At 72.1% G+C, this 22,102-nt stretch carries 19 protein-coding genes and 1 riboswitch; of the genes, 10 read left to right on the top strand and 9 right to left on the bottom strand.

The genetic code is table 11. The features are described from left to right. Position 1: 1 nt before the first annotated feature. The 3 genes from ACIA47_RS26560 to ACIA47_RS26550 all read right to left on the bottom strand — a co-directional run bounded on the left by ACIA47_RS26560 (position 2) and on the right by ACIA47_RS26550 (position 3,101). Positions 2-2,065, bottom strand: coding sequence for a glycogen debranching N-terminal domain-containing protein (locus ACIA47_RS26560; protein ID WP_396711172.1), 2,064 nt, complete (start codon positions 2,063-2,065; stop codon positions 2-4). After that, entirely contained in the window at positions 2,062-2,511 is a 450-nt protein-coding gene (locus tag ACIA47_RS26555) for an SCP2 sterol-binding domain-containing protein (protein WP_396711171.1), read from the bottom strand. The genes ACIA47_RS26560 and ACIA47_RS26555 overlap by 4 nt, the downstream gene beginning before the upstream one ends. 80 nt (positions 2,512-2,591) lie before the next feature. Then, positions 2,592-3,101 (bottom strand): DUF664 domain-containing protein, encoded by a 510-nt coding sequence (locus ACIA47_RS26550; protein ID WP_396711170.1) that lies wholly within the window; start codon positions 3,099-3,101, stop codon positions 2,592-2,594. Positions 3,102-3,179: 78 nt separating this feature from the next. Between ACIA47_RS26550 and ACIA47_RS26545 the strand changes: the two genes are divergently transcribed. Continuing rightward, positions 3,180-3,695, top strand: a complete 516-nt coding sequence (locus ACIA47_RS26545; RefSeq protein ID WP_203120407.1) for a 2'-5' RNA ligase family protein — start codon at positions 3,180-3,182, stop codon at positions 3,693-3,695. Between the two features lie 209 nt (positions 3,696-3,904). Then, complete coding sequence (locus ACIA47_RS26540) at positions 3,905-4,090, top strand: hypothetical protein (protein WP_091401337.1); 186 nt, start codon at positions 3,905-3,907, stop codon at positions 4,088-4,090. A gap of 16 nt (positions 4,091-4,106) precedes the next feature. On the opposite strand, the gene corA is transcribed toward ACIA47_RS26540, so the two are convergent. Next, positions 4,107-5,237 (bottom strand): magnesium/cobalt transporter CorA, encoded by a 1,131-nt coding sequence (gene corA / locus ACIA47_RS26535; protein WP_396711169.1) that lies wholly within the window; start codon positions 5,235-5,237, stop codon positions 4,107-4,109. Between the two features lie 154 nt (positions 5,238-5,391). On the opposite strand from corA, the gene ACIA47_RS26530 reads away from it, so the two are divergent. The 5 genes from ACIA47_RS26530 (at position 5,392) to ACIA47_RS26510 (ending at position 10,262) form a co-directional block, all read left to right on the top strand. Then, positions 5,392-7,350, top strand: a complete 1,959-nt coding sequence (locus tag ACIA47_RS26530; RefSeq protein ID WP_396711168.1) for an amino acid transporter — start codon at positions 5,392-5,394, stop codon at positions 7,348-7,350. Between the two features lie 86 nt (positions 7,351-7,436). Further along, a riboswitch (SAM riboswitch) is annotated at positions 7,437-7,548 on the top strand. A 32-nt stretch (positions 7,549-7,580) separates the two neighbouring features. Then, a complete protein-coding gene (locus ACIA47_RS26525; protein WP_167362419.1) occupies positions 7,581-7,721 on the top strand; it encodes a hypothetical protein in 141 nt (46 codons plus the stop codon). A gap of 100 nt (positions 7,722-7,821) precedes the next feature. Continuing rightward, on the top strand, positions 7,822-8,709 hold the full coding sequence (locus ACIA47_RS26520; RefSeq protein WP_396711167.1) for an ABC transporter substrate-binding protein: 888 nt from the start codon (positions 7,822-7,824) through the stop codon (positions 8,707-8,709). A 39-nt stretch (positions 8,710-8,748) separates the two neighbouring features. Next, positions 8,749-9,522: an amino acid ABC transporter permease gene (locus ACIA47_RS26515; protein ID WP_396711166.1), complete on the top strand. Its 774-nt coding sequence runs from the start codon at positions 8,749-8,751 to the stop codon at positions 9,520-9,522. Further along, positions 9,519-10,262 (top strand): ATP-binding cassette domain-containing protein, encoded by a 744-nt coding sequence (locus ACIA47_RS26510; RefSeq protein ID WP_238410783.1) that lies wholly within the window; start codon positions 9,519-9,521, stop codon positions 10,260-10,262. The genes ACIA47_RS26515 and ACIA47_RS26510 overlap by 4 nt, the downstream gene beginning before the upstream one ends. A gap of 28 nt (positions 10,263-10,290) precedes the next feature. Here the strand turns inward: ACIA47_RS26510 and ACIA47_RS26505 are convergent, their stop codons facing one another. Next, positions 10,291-11,865, bottom strand: a complete 1,575-nt coding sequence (locus ACIA47_RS26505; RefSeq protein WP_396711165.1) for a Na+/H+ antiporter — start codon at positions 11,863-11,865, stop codon at positions 10,291-10,293. Between the two features lie 113 nt (positions 11,866-11,978). Beyond that, on the bottom strand, positions 11,979-15,335 hold the full coding sequence (locus ACIA47_RS26500) for a BTAD domain-containing putative transcriptional regulator (protein WP_396711164.1): 3,357 nt from the start codon (positions 15,333-15,335) through the stop codon (positions 11,979-11,981). 138 nt (positions 15,336-15,473) lie between these two features. On the opposite strand from ACIA47_RS26500, the gene ACIA47_RS26495 reads away from it, so the two are divergent. The 3 genes from ACIA47_RS26495 to ACIA47_RS26485 all read left to right on the top strand — a co-directional run bounded on the left by ACIA47_RS26495 (position 15,474) and on the right by ACIA47_RS26485 (position 17,564). Continuing rightward, positions 15,474-16,352, top strand: coding sequence for an alpha/beta fold hydrolase (locus tag ACIA47_RS26495; protein ID WP_396711163.1), 879 nt, complete (start codon positions 15,474-15,476; stop codon positions 16,350-16,352). A gap of 367 nt (positions 16,353-16,719) precedes the next feature. Continuing rightward, positions 16,720-17,169: a hypothetical protein gene (locus ACIA47_RS26490; RefSeq protein ID WP_203117834.1), complete on the top strand. Its 450-nt coding sequence runs from the start codon at positions 16,720-16,722 to the stop codon at positions 17,167-17,169. Next, positions 17,166-17,564 (top strand): hypothetical protein, encoded by a 399-nt coding sequence (locus tag ACIA47_RS26485; protein ID WP_203117832.1) that lies wholly within the window; start codon positions 17,166-17,168, stop codon positions 17,562-17,564. Before ACIA47_RS26490 ends, ACIA47_RS26485 begins: the two co-directional genes overlap by 4 nt. 43 nt (positions 17,565-17,607) lie before the next feature. On the opposite strand, the gene ACIA47_RS26480 is transcribed toward ACIA47_RS26485, so the two are convergent. From ACIA47_RS26480 to ACIA47_RS26470, 3 genes are all read right to left on the bottom strand, one after another. After that, positions 17,608-19,776, bottom strand: a complete 2,169-nt coding sequence (locus tag ACIA47_RS26480; RefSeq protein WP_396711162.1) for a hypothetical protein — start codon at positions 19,774-19,776, stop codon at positions 17,608-17,610. 8 nt (positions 19,777-19,784) lie between these two features. Beyond that, on the bottom strand, positions 19,785-20,987 hold the full coding sequence (locus tag ACIA47_RS26475; protein ID WP_203117830.1) for a low temperature requirement protein A: 1,203 nt from the start codon (positions 20,985-20,987) through the stop codon (positions 19,785-19,787). A 98-nt stretch (positions 20,988-21,085) separates the two neighbouring features. Beyond that, positions 21,086-22,027: an SDR family NAD(P)-dependent oxidoreductase gene (locus ACIA47_RS26470; protein ID WP_396711161.1), complete on the bottom strand. Its 942-nt coding sequence runs from the start codon at positions 22,025-22,027 to the stop codon at positions 21,086-21,088. Between the last annotated feature and the right edge of the window lie 75 nt (positions 22,028-22,102).

Below are 22,102 nucleotides of genomic sequence, written 5' to 3'. Positions count from 1 at the left end.
CTCAGCGGAGTCGGGGGCGGTGCCGACCCTCGGTGGTCCGATCTCTGGCGTAGGCGTCGGAGTGGCCCCAGCGACCCGGGACGTCCAGCAGCTCCAGCCGACCGAACCCCTCCGGGACGGCCGGGTTCACCAGCAGGTTGTCGCCGGCGGGTCGCAACCCCAGGGTGGTGCTCAACAGCATCAGCAGCGCCCCGGACGACCACGACTGCGGGCGGCCGGCCCCCGGCAACTGGACCGGATACTTCGTCAGGCTCCGCTCGTGGCCGGCGATCGCCTCCGGCACCGCCCCGCCGAGAGTCTGCGCCATGTCGAAGATGCCGCCCGCGATCGTGGCTGCCTGCGTGTCGAAACGGTAGCGGCGCAGCCCGGCGGCGATCAGGGCGTTGTCCGCCGGCCACACCGCGCCCAGGTGGGCGCCCACCGGGTTGTACGGGCGCTGCCCGGTGGCGAAGGTGCGCACCCCCCAACCACCGAACAACCGCGGTCCGACCAGATGCTCGGCGACCGCCTCCGCACGGTCGTCCGGGACGATGCCGCTCCACAGCAGATGTCCCATGTTGGAGGCCAGCGCGTCGACCGGCTCACCGTACGGGTCGAGAGCCAACGCGTAGTACTCCCGGTGCGGCAGCCAGAAGTCCCGGTTGAAGCGGTCCTTCAACGCGGCCGCCTCCCGCTCCAGCCGGTCGGCGTACGCGGGGTCGCCCCAGAACTCCCGGGCCAGCCGGGCCCCGCGCCTCTTCGCGTCGTACGCGTAGCCCTGCAACTCGCAGGTGGCGCGGGGAAAGGCGGGTTGCTGGTCGTCGGCGCTGGTGATCCCATCCGGGGAGTCCTTCCAGCACTGGTTGATCGCGCCGTCGCGCTCGTTGCGACGCTGGTAACGCACGTAGCCGTCCCCGGTCAGGTCGCCGTACTCGTCGATCCAGTCCAGCGCCATCCGGGCCGGGTGGCGCAGCTCCCGGACCAGGTCCGCGTCACCGGACCACCGCTCGTACTCGTCGAGCAGGACGACGAAGAGCGGGCTGGTGTCCGCCGATCCGTAGTACAGCGCGTTCGCCCGGTCGCCGAATGCGCCGGACTCGCCGTAGCGGAGGTGGGCCAGGATCTTGCCCGGCTCCTCGTCGAGATCGTCGTCGAGCTGGCCACCCTGCATGAAGGCCAGCATCCGCAGCGTCGCGGGTGCCAGTTGGGGGGTGAACGCCAGCGTCTCCAGACACGTGATGATGCTGTGTCGTCCGCACAACCACATCGCCCACGGCAGACCAGCGATCGGCACCCGGGCGTCGTACGACAGCGGCCGGTACCGCAGTGCCGCCAGGTCGGCCAGGCTGCCCCGGTACATCTCCTCCAGTCCGTCGCGTTCGGCCACCAGTTGCGGTGCCTGGTCCATCCAGTCGGCCAGGCTCTCGCGCATCCCGGTACGCACGGCCCGCTGGTGGGACTGGAGGGAGGCGCGTACGTCCTGCCCGTCCGCACCGCCCATGGTCATGGCGACGTGCAGGTCGGTCTCCCACTTCCCCTCCGGGGCGATCCGGATCCGGAACGTCATTCCCCCCTCGTCCACCTCGACCGGAACGGTGCTCCGCACGGTGGTCTGGCGGACGAACCGCTGCCGCTGGTAACGCAGCACGAGCTGCTGGTTCGCCGAGTCCGCGGTGACCTCGACGGCCCGCTGGCGGAGGCGGCCGATCTCGGCGATGTCGGTGAAGTCGCTGCCCATCTCCACTCGAATCGTGAAGTCGGCGGGCTGTGGCGAGTGGTTGAGCACCGTGATGTTCTCGTGCAGACAGTCGTGGATCGAGCGGTGGCGGATGATCGACACGTCGGCGTCGACGTAGTGGCTGGCCGCGCCGGGGACCAGGAAGAACCGGGTCTCGAAGTAGGTGAGGTCGTCACGGGAGAGCGCGTTGATCCGTTCACTGTCGATCTTGAGCACCCAGTGCGACAGGAAGCGGGTGTCGTACGCGAAGAGCCCCACCGGCGACCGTGGGTCGGCCTCGATGTCGCCCTGGGCGTCGCTGATCGCGAACACGTTGCCGGCGATCACGTGGAGCAGTTCCTGCCTCACGACCGTTGCTCCCGAGCGTCCGTCGCGCTTCGGCCCGAGGCTTGGGCGGCCACGGTGTTTCGGTCCGAGGCCCGAGCGGCCATGGCGGTTTGGCCCAGATCCCGCGGGTGGCGGGCGCCGCTGGGCCCCGCGAAGATCCGCCGCAGCAGCATCAGCAGTTGCATGTTCCCCTGCAGGATCAGCTCGTTGCGCAGCAGAGCCGCGCCGGGGTGCAGCTGCCCGTTGACCATCAGGTCGAACACCCACCGGTCCGCGCGGACCACCAGATCGGCGTCATCGGCCGACCGTGCCGCCCGGACCTGTTGGTCGGCGATGGTCAGGTACCAGTGATCGGTGCCGGCGTCGTCGCGAACGTCCAGCCGCAGCGTCCCCGCTGTGGTCTCCGGCAGGTCGGGCCGCCGACCGGTGTCCAGCTGTCGCAGGTACTGCTCCGCCGTCGCGCCCATCGGGTCCCCTCCCCACGGTTTCCCGCAGGATCACCCGCGTCTGGGTGAGCCCGGCTCACCTGAAAAGGGTGAGGGGCGCGTCAGCCAACCCCGATCAGGCCGCGCACGTAGGCGGCCTGGCCCACGTGTTGCAGGTCGTCGTCGACGATGCTGACCAACCGGACGCCGAGGGTGACCGGCGGGTCCCACGCCTCGTCGACCACGCGGTCCAGGTCTGCCGGGCCCAAGCCGGCCAGGAAGCGTCCGGTACGCGCTGCGACCGCCTGGTAGTAGTCGATCAGCGCCTGCGCGCTCTCCGGCCGCACGGCAGCGACCTGAGCGGGCGAGTGCCCGTAGCCGGTGTTGTCGGGGTCGGCGGCGAGCCCGAACCGACCCGCCCAGTCGCCGCTCACCCAGATCTGCTCGGCGTCGAGCAGGTCGGCGACGTGGTGGTCCTGCACCCGGGTGAGGTGCCAGACCAGCCAGCCGACCGAGTTGGCGCCCGGCCCGGGCTGGTGACGCAGTTGCTCGGGGCTGAGGCCGTCGACGGCCGCGCGAACGAGGTCGGGCAGCCGGTCGTACGCCTCGGTCAGCAGGTCACTCACGTCCACGGGTACGCCTTCCTGGTCGGTTTCCGAACAGGTACCGCCGGACCAGGGCGCGCAAACCTCGGCCGCTACGGTGATCGAATGGTCGCCGCGGTGGAGTTGTACCTGGACCCGGACGCCACCCGCCGGATCCGGGTGCTCTGGGACGCACTGGAGGCCGAGGGGGTGCAGAGCATGCGCTCGCTGCTGGAGCAGCGCCACCGTCCACACGTCTCGCTCATGGTGGCGCCCCGTTTCGACAGGGAGCAGGTCGCCGAGGCGCTACAGGGGACGGTGGTGGCCGCCCCGCTGCGGCTCGACTTCCAGCACGCCGGCCAGTTCGTCGGTCGGGTGCTCTGGCTCGGCCCGGCACCCACCCCGGAGTTGCTGGCGCACCACCGGCTGGTGCACGACCGGCTCGCCGCCGCCGGCATCGCCCTCGCCGAGCACTACCAGCCGGGGCGGTGGGTGCCGCACTGCACGCTCTCCATGCGGGTGCCGAACACGCTGATGGCCGCCGCGGTGCGCCGCTGCCTGGAGGTGTTGCCGCTGGCCGCGACAGTGGTCGGCGCGGCGCTCACCGACCACGCCCGCGGCATCGCCCACCCGCTGTCTTGACCGTGCCTCGACCGTCGAGGCGTAATGTCCGGTTTGGCGGGCGACAGTCGGAAACCCGAAAACAAGCGGTGCGGATGCGGCCGGGCGTGGGAAGGTTCGAGTGGCTGTCGTACCGGTGGTGGGCTGCTCACAGGCGGTCCGCCCATCCGGTGTGGCGCGGGGTCACCCCGCGTCGCCCACGGCGGCTTCGACGAGGAGAGGCAGGGCCCATGCAGGCTCAGCGCAGGCCACCGCGCACGGAGCGGAGCCAGACCCGGGACGACCGGACCGGCGGCGGAATGACCGGGGCGGCCACGCCACTGACGATCTGGGCGGCCGCCGTACTGCTCGGCCGCATCGGTGCCGGCGACGACGACGTCGAGGACGAACGGCACATCCTGCGCGGCATCGAGTGAATCCGGGCCGCGCGGCTCAGAGCCAGCCGCGCCGCTTGAAGATCACATAGAGGGTGCCGCAGACCAGCAGCATCAACAGCAGCGCGAAGAGGTAACCGAAGCGCCAGTTCAGCTCCGGCATGTGGACGAAGTTCATGCCGTACACGGTGCCGATGAGCGTGGGAGCGAACAGGATCGCCGCCCAGGACGAGACCTTCTTCAGCTCCTCGTTCTGCGCGTAGCTGGCTGCGGTGAGGCTGCGCATCTCCTCGTTCTGCTGCTGCGAGACGAGCGTGGCGTTGACGGTGAGGATGTTCTGCAACAGGTGCCGGAAACCGTCCACCCGCTCGACCACCTGGGTCAGGTGGTCGGTCACGTCGCGCAGGTAGCGGCGCAGCTCCTCGTCGTTGCTGGCGCTGCCGGGGCCGTCGGCCAGCGCGTCGAGCACGCTGAGCAGGGGCCGGGCGGCCCGCTGGAACTGGATGACCTCGCGGCTGAGCCCGTAGATGCGGCGGCTGGCGTTCGGGTCGCCACCGAACACCTGGGTCTCGATCTCGTCGATGTCGTTCTCCAGTCCGGCCACCACCGGCGCGTACCCGTCGACGACCTGGTCGAGGATCGCGTACAGGATCGCCTCCGGCCCCCGGGCGAGCATCTGCGCCTCGGTCTCCAGCCGCCGCCGCACCGCGGCCAGGTCGGGCGCCTCACCGTGTCGGACGGTGACCACGAAGCCCGGCCCGATGAACAGGTGCAGCTCGGAGAACTCGACCTCCTCCCGCAGGTCGTTGTAGCGAGCGGCGCGCAGCACCACGAACAGGGTGTGCGCGTACCGCTCCAGCTTCGGCCGCTGGTGGGCGTTGATCGCGTCCTCGACCGCCAGGTCGTGCAGCCGGAACTCCCGGGCCAGCGAGGTGATCTGGTCGATGCCCGGCCGGTACAACCCGATCCAGGCCATCGCGCCGTCCTGCTCCTGGAGGCAGCGGTACGTCTCGGCGAGGCCGGACGGCGAGGCGAACCGGTGCCCTCGGATGTAGACCGCGCTGTCCACCAGGCCGCCGCGGGACTCGGCGGGCGACTCCGTGGGCGGCGGCACACCGACCCTCGTCTCGTACTCGTCGAGTTGGCGGCCGAAGCCACCACCCGGGCGGAAGCGACGGCCGCCGACCATGCCCTGTCCCCTCCCCCGGTGCCGTCCGGTCCAGCCCGGGGCGCTGCTTCCCCAGTGTCCCGGGACCGAAACCCGCCGAGGCGTCGGCTGGGTTCCGCGCACCGGCGGACGTGGCCGGCCCGTCGGGCGGATACTCACGGTGACCGTGGGCGGGATGACGGGGGACGCGCCGGTGACTGTCGACAGACGCGCCGGCCGGTTGCGGGGGTGGCTGCTCGACGCCGGCTCGGACCAGGCCGTGCAGCACCCGGGGCCGCACGGGCGCCCGCCGGAGCACCGGCACCACCCGTGGTGGAAGGTGATGTGCCTGACCGGTGTCGACTACTTCTCCACGTTGGGTTACCAGCCGGGCATCGCGGCGCTGGCCGCCGGGGCGCTCTCACCGGTGGCGACCCTGGTGCTGGTGCTGGTGACCCTGCTGGGGGCGCTGCCGGTCTACCGGCGGGTGGCGGTGGAGAGCCCGCACGGTGAGGGCTCCATCGCGATGCTGGTACGCCTGCTGAGCTACTGGCCGGGCAAGTTGCTGGTGCTGGTGCTGCTCGGTTTCGCGGCCACCGACTTCATCATCACCATCACCCTCTCGGCCGCCGACGCGACGGCGCACATCGACGAGAACCCGTTCTGGCCGAGCGGGCTCAAGGGTCACGAGGTGCTGGTCACGCTGCTGCTGGTGTCGCTGCTGGGCGCGGTGTTCCTCAAGGGATTCACCGAGGCCATCGGGATCGCGGTCGTCCTGGTCGCGGTCTACCTGACGCTGAACGCGGTGGTGGTGGCCGACGCGCTGTGGCGGGTGGTGACGCATCCGAGCGCGGTCGGCGACTGGACCACCATGCTGACCACCGGGCACGGCGATCCGTGGCTGGTGGTCGGGCTGTCGCTGCTGGTCTTTCCGAAGCTGGCGTTGGGTCTGTCCGGCTTCGAGACCGGGGTGGCGGTCATGCCGACCGTACGGGGTGACCCGCAGGACTCGGAGGCACGTCCTCTGGGCCGGATCCGTGGCGCGCGCCGGCTGCTCACCACCGCAGCGGTGATCATGAGCGTCTTCCTGATCACCAGCAGCGTGACGACCACCGTGCTCATCCCGCCGGAGGCGTTCCAGCCGGGTGGGCCGGCGAACGGGCGGGCGCTGGCCTACCTGGCGCACGCCCACCTCGGCGAGGTGTTCGGCACCGTCTACGACCTGTCCACCATCGGAATCCTCTGGTTCGCCGGGGCATCGGCGATGGCCGGTCTGCTCAACCTCGTGCCGCGCTACCTGCCCCGCTACGGCATGGCGCCGGCCTGGGCGCGTGCCGTCCGGCCGCTGGTGCTGGTCTTCACCGCCGTGGCGTTCCTGATCACGATCGTCTTCGAGGCCAGCGTGGACGCGCAGGGAGGCGCGTACGCCACCGGGGTGTTGGTGTTGATCACCTCGGCCGCGACGGCGGTGACGCTCGCGGCGCTCCGGCAACGTCAGCGCGGCCGCACCATCGCGTTCGGAGTCATCGCGGCGATCTTCGTCTACACCACGCTGGCGAACGTGGTGGAGCGCCCGAGCGGCGTCAAGATCGCGGGCTGTTTCATCGGCGGGATCATCCTGGTGTCGGTGCTGTCCCGGCTGATGCGGGCCTACGAACTGCGCGTCGACCACGTCGAGCTGGACCACGCCGCAGCCCGGATGATCGACGAACGCGCCGGACGACGGATCCGCCTCATCGCGCACGAACCCGACCGGCGCGACGAGGCGGAGTACCGCGCCAAGCTGGCGCAGACCATGGCGGACAACGACTTTCCCGACGACGGCGACGTCATCTTCGTCGAGGTCACTGTCACCGACCCCTCCGACTTCGAGACGGAGCTGCTGGTCCGCGGCGGGGTGGTCGACGGTCGCTTCCCGGTGCTCAGCCTGGCCAGCTCGTCGGTACCCACCGCGCTCGCCGCTCTGTTGCTGGAGATCCGCGACCGCAGCCGTCGGCGCCCCCACATCTACTTCGAGTGGTCCGAAGGCGGCCCAACCCGCAACTTCCTGCGCTACCTGGCGTTCGGACAGGGTGCCATCGCCTCGGTGACCCGGGAGATCCTGCGCCGCCAGGAGCCCGACCCGCACCGTCGGCCGCACGTGCACGCCGGCTGACCTGCGAGCCGACAGTCCGTCGCGCACCGTGAGCGTGGTCATAACGACTGGACGATCCACCCGCTCCTGCTGCTAGCCTCGGCGCAGGTCATGAGCGCCAGCGCGAAGCCCCGGCTCGCTGGCCGGCAACCCTCCTCCGCGGTGGGGTGCCCCGGGTGAAGACCAGGCACCGGCAGCACGTCGGTGCAAGCGTGGCCTGGCACCCAGGTCAGCACAGACCCGGGAGAACCATGCGCATCCTCAGCACCACCCCACCGACCGACGTCGCGGACTCCCGCACCGGTCGACCCTCGCCCGCACTGATCCGGCGGCGGCACGTGGACATGATGCGAATGTGCAGCGCCGCCTGTCGTCGCGGCATCGCGCTCTAGCACCACCCTCCCAAGCTCCTTTCCCACCGGTACGCCCATCGGGCGCGCCGTCGGTGGCGCACGTCCGTGCGCGCCGAGACACCACCCTTCGGAGACACCCGTGCGATTCCTTCCTGCCCTGACCCGCGCCGCCGCCCTGGGCGCGGCCACGATCCTGGCCGTCACCGCCCTCACCGCCTGCGGCGACGACAGCTCGTCCGACGCCACCGCCAACCCGTACGGCCTGGCCCAGTCGGGCGTGCTGCGCGCCGGAACGTTGACCGATGCCCCGCCGAACGTGTACCTCAAGGACGGCAAGTTCACCGGCTTCGACAACGACCTGCTGACCGCCGTGGCCGGCAAGCTCGGTCTCACTGTCGAGTTCGTCGGCACCGACTTCTCCGCGCTGCTCAGCCAGGTCAACAACCGCAAGTTCGACGTGGGCAGCTCCTCGATCACCATCACCGAGGCCCGCAGGAAGACAGTCGACTTCGGCAACGGTTACGACTTCGGCTACTTCGGCCTGGACGTCCCGGCCGGCTCGCCGATCACCGGCTTCGACCAGCTCGCCGGCAAGCGGGTCGTGGTGGTGCAGGGCACCGTCCAGGACGACTACGCCACCGGCAAGCAGCTCAACCCGGTGCGGGTGCCCGACTACAACGGCGCGATCAACCAGCTCAAGGCGGGCACGGCCGACGCCTGGATCGCCCCGGCGGAGATCGGCGAGAAGTCGGCCACCGACAGCAACGGCAAGATCACCGTGGCGGCCAAGCAGCTCAGCCCGGCACCGACCGCGTACGCCGTGGCCAAGGGGAACGACAAGCTGCGCGAGGCACTGAACAAGGGCCTCGACGAGGTCATCGCCGATGGCACCTGGAGCCGGTTGCAGGCGCAGTACTACCCGGGCCGACCGATCCCGGCGGATTTCACGCCGGGCAGCGGCACGGTGAAGGCCCCGTCCGCGTCGACCGCGCCGTCGGCGTCGGCGTCCGCGTCGACCGCATCCTGAGCCGGTGACGAGCGAGCAGGGCGGTAGGAGGAGCGACCGATGGATCCGTTGAGCACCCTGTGGGAGACCTTCTTCGACTGGGACGCGATGCGCGAGGCGCTGCCCGAGATGCTGACCGTCGGGTTGCCCAACACGCTGATCCTGGCGGTCTCCGCCGCCCTGCTCGGCTCGGTGCTGGGCCTGCTGCTGGCCGTCGCCGGGATCTCCCGCAGCCGCTGGCTGCGCTGGCCGGCGCGGGTCTACACCGACGTGTTCCGGGGGCTGCCGGCCGCGGCGACGATCCTGCTGATCGGCGTCGGGCTGGCCCCGCTGGGCATGCAGGTCTGGGGTCCGGATCCCTACCCGTTGGGCATCCTGGCGCTGTCGCTCATCGCCGCCGCGTACATCGGGGAGATCTTCCGCTCGGGCATCCAGTCGGTGGAGGCCGCCCAGTTGGAGGGCGCCCGGGCGCTCGGCTTCTCCTGGGCCGACGCGATGCGGCTGGTGATCATTCCGCAGGGCATCCGGCGGGTGCTGCCGGCCTGGGTGAACCAGCTCATCGCGCTGATCAAGGACTCCAGCCTGGTCTACTTCCTCGGCCTGGTGGCCAGCCAGCGGGAGCTGTTCCGGATCGGGCAGGACTACGCGGCCACCACCGGCAACGAGTCGGCGCTGCTGCTGGCGGGGCTCTGCTACCTGGCGTTGACGGTCCCGCTGACGCACTTCGTGAACTGGATCGACCGGCGGCTGCGTAACGGCCGGCCGGCAACCGCGTCGACCGAAGAGGACGACGACATCGCGTCGTACGCCGCGACGGAAGGAGATCGGCGATGACCACCGCCACGACGACCTCGGTCAGCCTCGACGTACGCGACGTGCACCTCGCCTTCGGACCGAACCGGGTGCTGCGCGGCGTCGACCTGTCGGTGCCGCGAGGCGCGACGGCCTGCGTCATCGGACCGTCCGGGTCGGGCAAGTCCACGCTCCTGCGCACCATCAACCGGCTGATCGAACCGGACCGGGGCGACGTGCTGCTGGACGGGCGCAGCGTGCTGGGCGACGACCCGGACGCGCTGCGGCAGCGGGTGGGCATGGTGTTCCAGCAGTTCAACCTCTTTCCGCACATGAGCGTGCTGCGCAACGTCACGCTGGCGCTGCGGCGGCTGCGCAAGCTCGGTACGGACGAGGCGGAGACCGTCGCCCGGGCCCAGTTGGAGCTGGTGGGGCTGGCCGGCAAGGCGAACTCCCGGCCGGCGCAGCTCTCCGGTGGTCAACAGCAGCGGGTGGCGATCGCCCGCGCGCTGGCGCTGCGGCCCGAGGTGATGCTCTTCGACGAGGCCACCTCGGCGCTCGACCCGGAGTTGGTCAAGGGCGTCCTCGGGGTGATGGCCGACCTGTCCGCCGCCGGCATGACCATGGTGGTGGTGACGCACGAGATGGGCTTCGCCCGGCAGGTCGCCGACACCGTCGCCTTCATGGACCGGGGCGTGGTGCTGGAGGCCGGCCCGCCCGAGGCCATCTTCCAGCGGGCCGAGCATCCGCGACTGCGCCGTTTCCTCGACCAGGTGCTCTGAGCCGCGCCGGTCGGACCGCCGCCGACGGTCACTCGTTGGGCCCGCGCCCCAGCAGCCGGATCTCCTCGTTGTCCAGCGCAGATTGAAGTTCCTGGAGCACCAGGTCGTCGATCTCCCGGTTGTCGCGCAGCCGGGTGACCTCCCGCCTCTTGTGGGCGAGAACGCCGAGGCGCAGTCGGCGTTCCAGCCGGCGCTCCTCGGCGGTGTTCCCACCGCTCTCGTCGAGGTCTTCCAGATGCCGCCGGTACTCGGCTTCCAGCCGACGCACCGATTCATCCTGGGCACCGATTTCCGCGGCGACCTGGGGAAGAGCGGCCAGGCCCACCTCGGTGGCCCGCCGCCGGGCGTTGCGGGCCTCGTCGACGCGTTCCGGGTCGCCGCTCAGCCCGGCCCAGCGCACGACCAACGGCAGGGTGGCGCCCTGAAGCAGCATGATCAGCACGATCACCAGCGCGGTGACGAAGATGATCAGATCCCGTTCGACCACCGGTTGACCGTCGACCATCACCGTCGGGACGGCCAGTGCGGCGGCCAGCGAGACCGCGCCCCGGAAACCGGACCAGCCCGCGACGGTCCCCACCCGCCAGGCGGACGGCCCGTGGCTCGGGTCCATTATCCGGCGGCGCCGCAGCCGCGCCGACTGCGCGGTCAGGTAGACGAAGAGCAGGCGGGTGCCGATCACGACCAGGGTGACCACCAGCACGATCAGCAGAGCCCGCTCGGGCGAGGTGCTGGTGATGCTCCGCACCGAGCGGGGAATCTGCGTGCCGAGCAGGACGAACAACCCGCCGTTGATCAGGAACGTGGAGAGGTCCCAGAACGCGTACGCCAGCACCCGGGACCGGGCGCGGATCACCCGTGGGCCGGCGTAGGCCAGCACCAGGCCGGCGACCACCACCGCCAGCACACCGCTGGCGTGCACCGCGTCGGCGAGCAGGAAGGCTCCGAACGGGGTCAGCACGCTGAGCGCGCCCTCGCGCAGCGGATCGTCGAGCCGCTTGCGGATCAGCACCACGGCGGCCCCCACCAGCAGACCGGCGACCACGCCGCCGACACTGGCGCCGACGAACTCCTCGCCGATGCCCAGGACGCCCGGCTCGGCGCTGTGGCTGAGCAGACCCACTGCCACCGCGAAGACCACCAGCGCGGTTCCGTCGTTGATCAGGCTCTCCGCGTGCAGGGTGGTGAGCAGCTTCCGGGGCAGCCGCTTGGCCAGGCCGGTGACCGCGGCGGCGTCGGTCGGCGCGAGGACCGCGCCGAGCACCCAGGCGGCGGCGGGATTCACCCCGAGCGCCTGCGCGGCGAACGACACCGTGACCATGGTGAGCACCACCAGCACCACGGCGAGCAGCCCGATCACCGGCAGGTTGGCCCGGATCTCCCGCAGGCTGATGGTGAGGCTCTCCCGGTACAGGATCGCCGGCAGGAAGATCAGCAGGACCAGGTCAGGTTCCAGGGTGACCCCGGACAGCGGCGGCGTGAGCCCGAGCAGCACGCCCAACGCGATGAGCAGGACCGGCGGGGCGACCCGGTACCGACCGCCGAGGGTGGTGCCGACGAGGACGGTGACACCGAGCACCACGATCAGGATGAGCGCCTCCACGCGTACCCCCCTCGGACCATGGCCGACGGTGGACGCGCCGGTGGTTCCATCTGACCGCACCGGCCGGTGGGTTCCGGCGGAAACTGGCAAGTCGCGGTGCCGGCGGGCGCGGGTCAGTCGGTGGCGCGGGCGCGCGCTGTCACCGCACGGGCCGTACGACGGTGTTCGGCCGCCTCCTCGGGCCGGCCCAGCGCGGCGGCCAGGTCGGCGAGGTGCCCGGCCACCGGGCCGACGGTGAGCACCCCGCTGCCGGCGGCCAGCTCGGCGGCGGCCGGCAGCAGCTCGGCGTGGACCCGGGTCATCGTGGCCTGGTCGTCGAGGGCACGCGCCGCCCGACCGACGAGGCAGAGCCGCACCTCACGCAGCAGATCGTGCGGCCCCTCGGGAAGCGCCCGCAGCGCGGCCGCGGCGGCGTCCCGGTCGCCTTCGGCGAGCAGCAGCAACGGCCGGACCCACGGTTCGTGCGGACCCCAGTCCAGGTCGGCCCAGTCGTCCGCGCCAAGCACGGTGATCAGCCGATCGGCCCCGCCGGGCCCGGTCGTCGGCCGGTCGGCGTCGGCCAGCCGCAGGCCGAGTACGGCCAGTGGGAGCAGCCCCTGGGTCAGCCCCGGCATGCCGTCGGCGCTCACGCCCTCGGCCGCCGAGCGGTACGCCTGTGCCGCCGCGTCCGAGTCGCCGTCGAGGGCCAGGCGCAGTGCGGCGTACCACCGGGTGAAGACGTCGACCAACGGCAGCTCGTACCGTTCGGCGAGGCGGTCGGCGGCGCGGGCGTGCTCGTCGGCGGCGGGCCGGTCGGCCAGCGCGCAGTTGGCCTGGACCAGGACGAGGTGGCCGAGCACCTCGAAGGTCACCAGGTGGTGCCGGGCGGCCAGCTCGACCAGTTCCACGCCGATCCGGGCCCGCGCGTCGGCCAGACCGACGCGGTGGAAGGCGTGCATGAAGCGGGCGTTGAGCGCGAAGGCCAACAGCCCGGGATCGCCGAGGTCGCGGGCGATCGTCTCGGCCTCGACGGCGGCGCGGCGGCCACGATCGGTGGTGGTGCCGCGCAGCTCCAGCGCGAGGGTGCTCAGCAGCCGGCTGCGCTGCATCGAGCCGATCGGGCCGAGCCCGGTCAGGGCGTGCTCGGCGGCTCGGACGATGTGCCCGGAGAGCAGGTCGTCGTCGTTGCGCGTCCAACTGGCGGGCACGTCGAAGCCCGCCAGCGCCTCCTGGATCAGCAGGGGGTCGCCGGTGGACTCGGCGACGGTGATCGCCTCGGCACGCCGTAGCCGTGCCTCGGCCAGCCGGCCCGTCACGGCAAGCGCCCGCCCCAGGCCGAGCAGCGCGCTCACCCGCCCACGCGGCTCGACCCCGCCGGCGCGGTCGTACGCGTCGATCGCCTGGCCCCACAGGCGCGCCGCCTCGTGGGGGTTGCCGCCCCGTTCGGCCCCCTCGGCCGCCACCCGGGCGTACGTCGACGCCTCGGCGGCGTGGACCGGCCCGCCGGCGCGCAGCAGGTGGTACGCGAGGGCCGCCGGCTCGACGGGTTCCCGCTGTCGCAGCACCTCGGCGACGGCCGCGTGCCAGGTGGCGCGGCGCGGCGCGGACAGGTCGGCGTAGAGCGTGTCGCGGACCAGGATGTGGGTGAAGCGCAGCCGCCCGTCGGACTCCCGTTCGGTGAGGAACCCGGCCGCCAGGGCGCGGTCCACGGCGTCCAGCGCTGTCGTCGGGTCACCAGCCAACACGCCCAGCACGTCCGGGTCGAGGTCCCGGCCGAGCACGGCCGCCTGCCGCAGCACGGTACGGGTCGAGGCGGGCAACTGCGCCAACCGGTGCCGGATCACGTCGCGTACCCCGGGCGGCACGGCGGCCAACCCCGCCTGCCCCGTGCTCGCGTACAGCTGGGCCAGTTCGCGGACGAAGAACGGGTTACCGCCGCTGCGCTGGTGGATCGACCGGGCGGTGGCCTGGTCCAGTTCCGCCCCGACGATGGCGCCGGCCAGCTCGCCGGTCGCCGACGCGGGCAGGCCGGCAAGATACTCCCGGACCGGCTCCAGCCCCGCGGCGCGGGCCAGGGTGGCGGTCAGCTCCGGGCTGATCTCGGTGGCCCGGTAGGTGCCGACGATCAGCACCGGCCCGCCGGCCGGCTGCGGGCCGGTGAGCAGTGCGGTCAGCAGGTCCAGGGTGTCGCCGTCGGCGCGGTGCAGGTCGTCGAGGACCAGCAGGACCGGCTCCCGGTCGGCGGCCGCCGAGATCAGCGAGGCCACCGCGCGGTGTCGACGGAATCGCACGGTGGCGGGGTCAGCCGACCCGTCAGCTGACCCGTCAGCCGACCCGTCTTCCGAGTCGGCGGTGACGGCGGCGGGGGCGACGACGGGGGCGGCGGTCCCGGCGAGCGCGTCGGTGATCTGGGTCCACGGCCACGCTGGCGGAGCGCCCTCGTACTCCGGGCTGCGTCCCCACGCCGTGGTCCAGCCCTCGGCGGCGAGTCGCCGGGTCAGGGCCTCGGCCAGCGCCGTCTTGCCGGCGCCCGGGTCGCCGCTGAGCAGGGCGAGCGTGGGCCGGCGGCGAAGGGACGCGGCCTCGGCGGCGCGCCGCAGCCGCTCCAGCTCCGCGTCGCGGCCCACGAACGGGCGCTGCTCCGCCTGGACGGGACGAACGGGTTCCCCGAGGCCGGGGGTGACGGCCCGGTCGAGGGCCGGGGCGAGGTGCGACGCCTGGGCCAGGATGTCGGCTTCCAGCCGTCGCAGCTCGGGCCCCGGGTCCACGCCCAGCTCGGTCACCAGGACGTGGCGGGCCTCCCGCAGCGCGGCCAGCGCGTCGCCCTGCCGGCCGGCGCGGTACCGGGCAGTCGCAAGCAGCCGCCAGGCGTCCTCGCGCAGCGGATGGCTGGCCAGGTGCGCCGGTAGGTCCGCGGCGGCGTCGTCCGGTCGGCCCACCGCCAGGAGCGCCTCGGCCCGCCGCTCGACGGCCAGCATCCGCAGCTCGTCCAGCCGGTTGATCTCCGCGACCGCCCAGGACTCGTTGGCGCAGTCGGCGTACGCGGGCCCGCGCCAGAGCCCGAGCGCCGCGTCCAGCGCGGCCAGGGCCGGCGCGGGACGCCCGACCGCCAGCAGCCGGGCCGCCTCGCCGACGGCCGCCTCGAACTGTCCGGCGTCGACCGCGTCCGGAGCGGCCTTCAGCGCGTACCCGGGCGGCTCGGTGACCAGGATCCGGGCCGGCTGGCGGGGTGGTCTGTCGGGCTCCAGGGCCCGGCGCAGGTCGGCGACGAAGGTCCGGATCGCGCTCACCGCGCCGTCCGGTGCGACCTCCCACAGGTCGTCGACGAGACGATCCACCGGCACCACCCGACCGTGGGCGATCAACAGCCGGCCCAGCACCAGGCGCTGCCGGTGTCCCCGCAGGGGGACCGGGCCGCGCTCGGTAGCGGCGATCACCGGCCCGAGTACGCCGAAGGTCACCGCGACGGGCGCCGTCAGCTGCCTGGTCATGGCACCAATCTAGGCCCGTGGCCCGGTCGGCACTGATCCGACGCTGACCGGCTGCTGATCACCGCCGGGCAGGCTCGGTGAGGTACGACGGCGACGGGCCACCGCCCTCGCCGGCACTGCTCACCAGGAAGGTTCCCCGTGGACCCGAAGATCAACGGATTCGCCTACCGACGCGTCACCGTCGCCGACGGCGTGACGCTCAACGCCGCCGTGGGCGGTTCCGGGCCGGCAATCATGCTGTTGCACGGCTTTCCGCAGACCCACCTCATGTGGCGACACGTCGCCGCCGATCTCGCCGCCGACCACACGGTCATCTGCCCCGACCTGCGCGGCTACGGCGACAGCGACAAGCCCGTCGACACCGACGGCACCGGGTACGCCAAGCGCACCATGGCCGCCGACATCGTGGCGCTGGCCGGCGCGCTCGGTCACGATCGGTTCGCGTTGGCCGGGCACGACCGGGGCGCCCTAGTCGCGTTCCGCGCCGGCCTCGACCATCCGGCGGCGGTCAGTCAACTGGCCCTGCTCGACGTGCTACCCACCCTGGACATGTGGGACGTGCTGCACGGCGCCAGCGCCGCGGTGGCGTTTCACCTCTATCTGATGGCGCAGCCGCCCGGCCTGCCGGAAGAGATGATCGCCGGCAGCCCGGACGCCTTCTTCGGTCATTTCCTGGATGTCTGGACCCGTGATCCGGAGGCCCTGCCGCCGGAGGTGCGGACCGCGTACCTGCGCGCGTCCCGCGAAGCCGTCCCCTCGATCGTCGCCGACTATCGGGCGTCCGCCGGGATCGACGTGGCCCACGACGCCGCTGACCGGACGGCCGGCAACCGGCTGCGGATGCCGGTGACGGTGCTGCAGCAGGACTGGGGTGCGGCGCTGGGCTACGACGCGGCGGCGGTGTGGCGGGCCTGGGCACCGGACCTGGACCACCAGACGGTCACCTGCGGACACTTCATGGCGGAGGAGGCCCCCGCCGAGGTGCTCCGGGCGCTGCGCAAGCTGCTCGCTCGTTGATCCATCGGCGACCCGGCCCACCACTGCCACCATGGGCAAGATATCCGACACCAGTTGTCCCGGATGGCCGTGCGGCCGGGTCGCCGCGCCTCAGCCGCGCCAGAGCCCAAAAAACCGGCCAGTAACAGGCTTTGACCTGCGGGAACGCGACGTTACACCAGGTGGACGCCAACCGGTCATCGGTGATACACAGGCAGATACCGACAGCCAACGACGTCACGTCGCTCCATCTTCTTGCCCAACGACCGTCCACAGGCAACGAACCACTGGGCTCGCCGCACGGACCGCAGCTCGACACTCGCGAACCACCGAACGGCACCGGCCCACCGGGCGCTGCCGGACGCCGGTCCTCGACCAAGGAGTTGCCGTGGGAAACCTACGAATCCGATCCCGCCACCAGCCGTACGAGATCGCTGTTCTGGCCGCGGCGCCGCTCTGCGGCATTCTGATGATAGCCCTCGATGTGCGACCGACGTCCGTCCAGACGTCGATGCCGGAGCCGATCCGGATCGCCTGGGAGCTGGGTCTGATCGCGGTGGGTGTGGGTGGGCTACTGGGCATCCTCTGGCCCGGCCGGCTCTCCACCGGGCTCGGCCTCGAACTCGCATCGGTGCTGGTGCTCGGCACGATCACCGGCATGTACGCGGTGGCCGTGGTGGTCATGTCGGGCCGAAATGCCATCGTCTCGACGTCGTTCGTGATGGCGGTGACGGTCGGATCGCTCTGGCGGGCCGCGCAGATCGCCATCGACCTACGTCGCCTGGCCCGAGCGTGCGAGTTCGTGACCTACGAACAGTTGCAGGCAGGTGTCACGTGAATACCGCACCCGCGCCAGCCGCACCGCACTGGGTGCAGGTGGCGCTCAGCGTGCTCGGCATCCTCGGCGGAGGCACCGGCCTGGCCGCGATCGCCACCGTCGTGGTGCAGCGGGGCAAGTTCAAGGCCGATGCCGCCGACACGCTCACCGAGGCCGCCCTCACGCTCGTGCAGCCGTTGCAGACGCGGATCACCCAACTGGAGGGCGAGGCGTTCAGCGCCCGGTCCGAGCTGGGAACGCTCCGCGAGCAGGTCAACCAGTTGCAGTTCGTGGTCCGGGTGCTCACCCGGACACTGGATCGCTGGCGTGCCGCGATCCGCGCCCCCGACGCCACGTTGCGCAAGGTCCGTGCGACGGTGGCGGAGTCCGATCGCATTCCCGAGATGGACCGTTGACCGCAGTGGTGTCCCCGCACCGCCCGGCCCACGGCCGGCAGGCTCAGCCGGCAGCCCGGAGGCGTTCGGTGAGCTCGCGCACCGCCGACCGGAACTCGGGGTCGGTCTCGCCCGGATGGTGCCCCCGTAGCGGCGGCGCGGACCGCTCCCCCGGTGCCGGCAGCAGGTCCGGTGGGTCCCGCAACCGCCGGTCGACCCGGCCCGCCGGATCGGCCGGGTCCGGGGGTGGATCGCCGGGGCGGTGTGCGGCGAAGACCCAGCCGCCGACCGGGTCGGTGTCCCGCCAGAGGTTGAGCCACCGCCACTCGACCCGCTCCCCCACCTCACGCAGCACCTCCTCGTTGAGGTAGGCCGGAAAGAGCCGGGCGTACAGGCGGTCCAGCGGTGACCCGTAGGTGAGCAGCGCGACCCGCTGACGTACGTGCGGGGGCAGCCGCAACACCGCAAGAGCGAGCAGCGCGGACCCGTGGCTGTGCCCACAGAGCAACACCCCGACGTGCCGCTCGGCCAGTTGGCTGATCCGGTCGGCCAACTCGGGCACCGCGCGGTCGGCGTAGCTCGGCGGCGCGAACGGGTGCGCGGCCCGGGGCCAGAAGGTGCCCAGGTCCCACAGGATGCCGACGTGCCGGCGAAACCACGGAGTCCGATAGGCGAACACACCACCGGTCAACAGCGTGAGCAGCAACGCGGCGAGAAGGTAGCTGCCCCCGCTGAGCCCCATCTGGACGGCTGCGGCCGGCAGCCCGAGCAGTTGCCGGGTCAACTCCTCCGGTTCACGCCCGGTACCCCCCACCAGACTCGTGGCCAGTCCGACCACCGCGAGCGCCGCGTACGTGGCGGCCAGCAGACCCAACCACTCGGTGAACCGCGCCCGGGCGATGGTCTTCGTCGTCAGCAGTAGCCGGCCGACCGCCTCCGGTGGCACGACCGGGAAGTCACGGGCGGCGATCGCCGCCGCCGCACGCCGCCGGCGCCGCCGCGACACGACGCTCAACGCGCCACACAGCAGCACCGCCGCGACCACGTGCAGGAAGAAGGCCAGCAGCGTCCAGCGATACGCCAAAGGTGGCCCACCGTCACCGCGGTAGCCGCCGAGCAACTCCCCCGTCTGGTAGACGAGGCCGGCGGATAGCGCGCCGGTCAGGCCGACCGCGAGGGTGGCGAGGACCGCCGCGCCCAGGCCCCCCGGCAGCGCGGACCGGCCGCCCACCCGACCGCGCTGCCACAGCACCACTCCGCTGAGCAGCACCAGCAACATCATCTGGCCGAGCAGCGCCCCGCCCGCGATCCCGCCGTAGCCGGGAAGCCCGGTCGCCGACGACCAGTCGCGCCGGTCGTTTGCCACGGTGGCAAGGGTCGCCACGCTCAGGACAGCCGACACCGCGCCCGCCGTGCGGGCGGTCCAGGTCGCCGTGCGGGCGGTCGCCGCCCGGTCGATCATCCCCGAAGCGGCGAGCAGACCGACGCAGGTCAGCAACACCGCCACGCTGAGCGCCAGCAGCAGCGTCGTGGAGAACGTCGCGCCGCTGGCGCGACGGGCCGTGAGCAGCATGACATTGAGTACGCCGAGCGCGGCGGCCACGTGGATCGCGCGCAGCCGGTGCACCAGCGGCTCCACGGCCCACAGTGGGTTGTCGGCCGGGCCGGACCGACGGGTGCCGAGGAGCCGCAGAACCGCTATGGCGGCGATCGGCAGGAGCGCCAGCACGGCCAGCCGCTGCCCGACGTGCCGGCCGTCGAGCCCGGCCATTGTGTCGAAGGGCGGACGGCAGCGGGCCGCACCGAGACACCGCCAGGCGAGCAGGTCGAGGGCGACTCCCGCGATGGACACCACGTACAGCACTGTGAGGTTGAGCGCGAGGAGCCGACACAGCACGCTGACCGCGGCGGCGCGGCGGCGGTCCGTGGGGCGCATCCACACGGCCAGGTTGCTGAGCATGAACGGCAGCAGGAAGACCATGGCGAGGGTCCGGCCGACCGTGCCCGAGGGCAGGTCACCCCAGCGGTACGCCTCCAGCGTCACCCCGTCCGGGCCGACGCCGTCCGACCGGGCGGCCCGGTGGAAGCCCCCGCTGCCGTCGCCGGCGACCTGCCGGACCTGCGACTGGTCGAGGATGACCGTGGGGTCCGCCCCGGACACGCCGTGCACCCGCAACTCCACCACGTCGTGTCGTCGCGGTTGGTCGTCGTGCCGCGGCCTTCCCCCTGGCATCGGCGGAGCTATCCGGGTCGCCGCTGGGCGGGTGCGTCGCTCTCCCCGGACTGGCGGATGAACCGCCGCAGTCCCGGCATAGCGTCGAACAGGACGATCAGCAGCAACACCCCGGCGACGACGGCGCTGTTGACAAGTTGCGGGGACCGCACGGTGGCCAGCCCGCCCACGATGATGGCCGGCACACCGACCAGGCGCGCCCAGGGCCACCTGCCGTCGACCACCGCCGCGAGCATGATCCGGGCGGTCAGGAACAGCGCGGGGCCGATGACGCCCACGGTCGTCTGCCCCGTTTCGTGTTCTCCCGGGTGGTCGATCGTCATTTCCATGGCCACCGAGGTGGCCAGCACACCAGCGATCATGACGAGGTGCAGGTAGCCCGCCATCAGCGTCAACTTGCTGCCGGGCGGGCCCTCCGCCTCGATTCTGGCGCCCAGCCGTCCGCCCGCGGGCACCAGATAGAGCCGGGCAAGGGCCACCGCGGTCACGAACGCCAGGGCGAAGGCCGCCGTGCTGTCCCGGCCCAGGCCGGACTGGCTGTAGGTGACGCCGGCGATCAGGATCAGCTCACCCAGGGCGATGATGAAGATCTGTTGGTACCGCTCGGAGAGGTGTGTTCCGTTCACCTGGAGTTCCGGCCAGGTGCTGCGTCCGAGCCGCGGAAACGGCCAGCGCAGCCGCGCCAGGGAGTACTCCAGCACGAGGGCGAGCACCCAGAGCACCTCCCGGGCCGGAGCCACGGCTGCCCCGACCACCCAGAGCACACCGGAGATCGCGAACCAGACCGCCACCCGCAGGCTGCGCACCTGTAGCGGGTGCCCCTGCAGGGCGGGGATCAGGATCGCCGCCCGACCCAGGTGGATGGCCACGTAGGCGACGGCGAACACCATGGCGTGCCGGTCGAACACTGTGGGTACGGCCGCCGCCATCAACAGGCCGCCGAACATCGTCCACAGCAGCAGGGTGACGATCAGCGGGGCCCGGGGGTCGAACCAGTCCGCCGACCAGGCGGTCACGAACCACACCCACCAGAGCGCCGCCAGCATCAGCAGCACCTGGAAGCCACCGTTGAAGCTGGGGTCGTCGAGCAGCGCCCGGGACAACCGGGTCAGCGCGAAGATGAACGCCAGGTCGAAGAAGAGCTCCAGGAACGACGCCTTGCCCGGGTTCTCCCGCCGGAGCAGCAGCTGTCCCGGAAGCCTGCCCGCCATCGCCATCCTTCCCCGGCCCGCAGCTGCCACCGCCGCCCCAGTCGTACCACCCGGACTGCCGGGCCCGGGTCGGTTCCGCCGAGCCTGGGCCGTCGTCGTCAGCGGGCGGCGGTGACGCCGCGCTGGGAGATCAGGTCGGACGCCACGGTCCAGAGCCGCTCGGCGTTGCCCGGGTCGACCGCGTACGCGGCCACCCCGCTGTAGTCGGCGGGCCGTTCGGTGACGACCGGGGCCTCGGCGCAGTCCTCGAAGTAGCGACCCCCGACACCGTCCAGCAACGGGGACGCCGCGAGCAGCACCGAGGTCGCCGCACCCTGTTGCGGGGTCTTGTGCATCTCCTTGGGCGACTTGAGCCCACCGGTGTGCTTCTGCAAGCCGGTGGCGATCGCGCCCGGGTTCAGCGCGTTGGAGTAGATCCCCTCTCCGGACCAGCGGCGTGTCACCTCGACCGCCAGCAGGGCCTCGGCGCTCTTGGACTGCCCGTAGGCCAGCAGCGGGTCGTACGGGCGGAACGCGAAGTGCAGGTCGTCGAAGATCACCGGGGAGAAGAGGTTCCCGCTGGAGCTGACCGACACCACCCGGGCGCCGCCGGCCGCGGCGAGGGCGTCGTGCAGGCCGACGGTCAACGCGAAGTGCCCCATGAAGTTGGTGGCGAACTGCATCTCCCAGCCCTCGGCGGTGCGCTCCAGCTCGGGCAGCGCCATGATCCCCGCGTTGTTGACCAGGATGTGCAGCGGCTGGTCCCAGTCGGCGACGAACTGGCGTACCGAGGTCTGGTCGGCCAGGTCCAGCGCGCGGACGGTGACCCGCTCCGCGCCGATGCTGGCCGCGATGTCGGCGGCGGCCTGCTCGCCGGCCGCGACCCGGCGGACCCCGAGCACGACCTCGGCGCCGGCGGCGGCGAGTGACCGGGCCGTCTCGATGCCGATACCGGCGGCACCGCCGGTGATGACGGCCCGCTTGCCGGTCAGGTCCACCTCGGCGATGACCTCGTCGGCGGTCGAGGCGAAACCGAAGGGGGTGGTGATGCGCTCTGTCATTGCTGTCCCGTCTCTCGATCACCCTTACTCCGACACTGTCACCCCGGTGGCAGGCGTTAGCCGGTTCCCTGTTTT

Source organism: Micromonospora sp. NPDC051227 (assembly GCF_044455385.1).
Taxonomy (GTDB): Bacteria; Actinomycetota; Actinomycetes; order Mycobacteriales; family Micromonosporaceae; genus Micromonospora.
This window is presented reverse-complemented; position numbering and strand designations above follow the sequence as displayed.

Coding starts and splice junctions, on each gene's coding strand:
- ACIA47_RS26515 (WP_396711166.1), top strand. CDS start 8,749: ATGGATCCGTTGAGCACCCTGTGGGAGACCTTCTTCGACTGGGACGCG.
- ACIA47_RS26480 (WP_396711162.1), bottom strand. CDS start 19,776: ATGCCAGGGGGAAGGCCGCGGCACGACGACCAACCGCGACGACACGAC.
- ACIA47_RS26525 (WP_167362419.1), top strand. CDS start 7,581: ATGCGCATCCTCAGCACCACCCCACCGACCGACGTCGCGGACTCCCGC.
- ACIA47_RS26540 (WP_091401337.1), top strand. CDS start 3,905: ATGCAGGCTCAGCGCAGGCCACCGCGCACGGAGCGGAGCCAGACCCGG.
- ACIA47_RS26510 (WP_238410783.1), top strand. CDS start 9,519: ATGACCACCGCCACGACGACCTCGGTCAGCCTCGACGTACGCGACGTG.
- ACIA47_RS26470 (WP_396711161.1), bottom strand. CDS start 22,027: ATGACAGAGCGCATCACCACCCCCTTCGGTTTCGCCTCGACCGCCGAC.
- ACIA47_RS26475 (WP_203117830.1), bottom strand. CDS start 20,987: ATGGCGGGCAGGCTTCCGGGACAGCTGCTGCTCCGGCGGGAGAACCCG.
- ACIA47_RS26545 (WP_203120407.1), top strand. CDS start 3,180: ATGGTCGCCGCGGTGGAGTTGTACCTGGACCCGGACGCCACCCGCCGG.
- corA (WP_396711169.1), bottom strand. CDS start 5,237: ATGGTCGGCGGCCGTCGCTTCCGCCCGGGTGGTGGCTTCGGCCGCCAA.
- ACIA47_RS26500 (WP_396711164.1), bottom strand. CDS start 15,335: ATGACCAGGCAGCTGACGGCGCCCGTCGCGGTGACCTTCGGCGTACTC.
- ACIA47_RS26555 (WP_396711171.1), bottom strand. CDS start 2,511: ATGGGCGCGACGGCGGAGCAGTACCTGCGACAGCTGGACACCGGTCGG.
- ACIA47_RS26530 (WP_396711168.1), top strand. CDS start 5,392: ATGACGGGGGACGCGCCGGTGACTGTCGACAGACGCGCCGGCCGGTTG.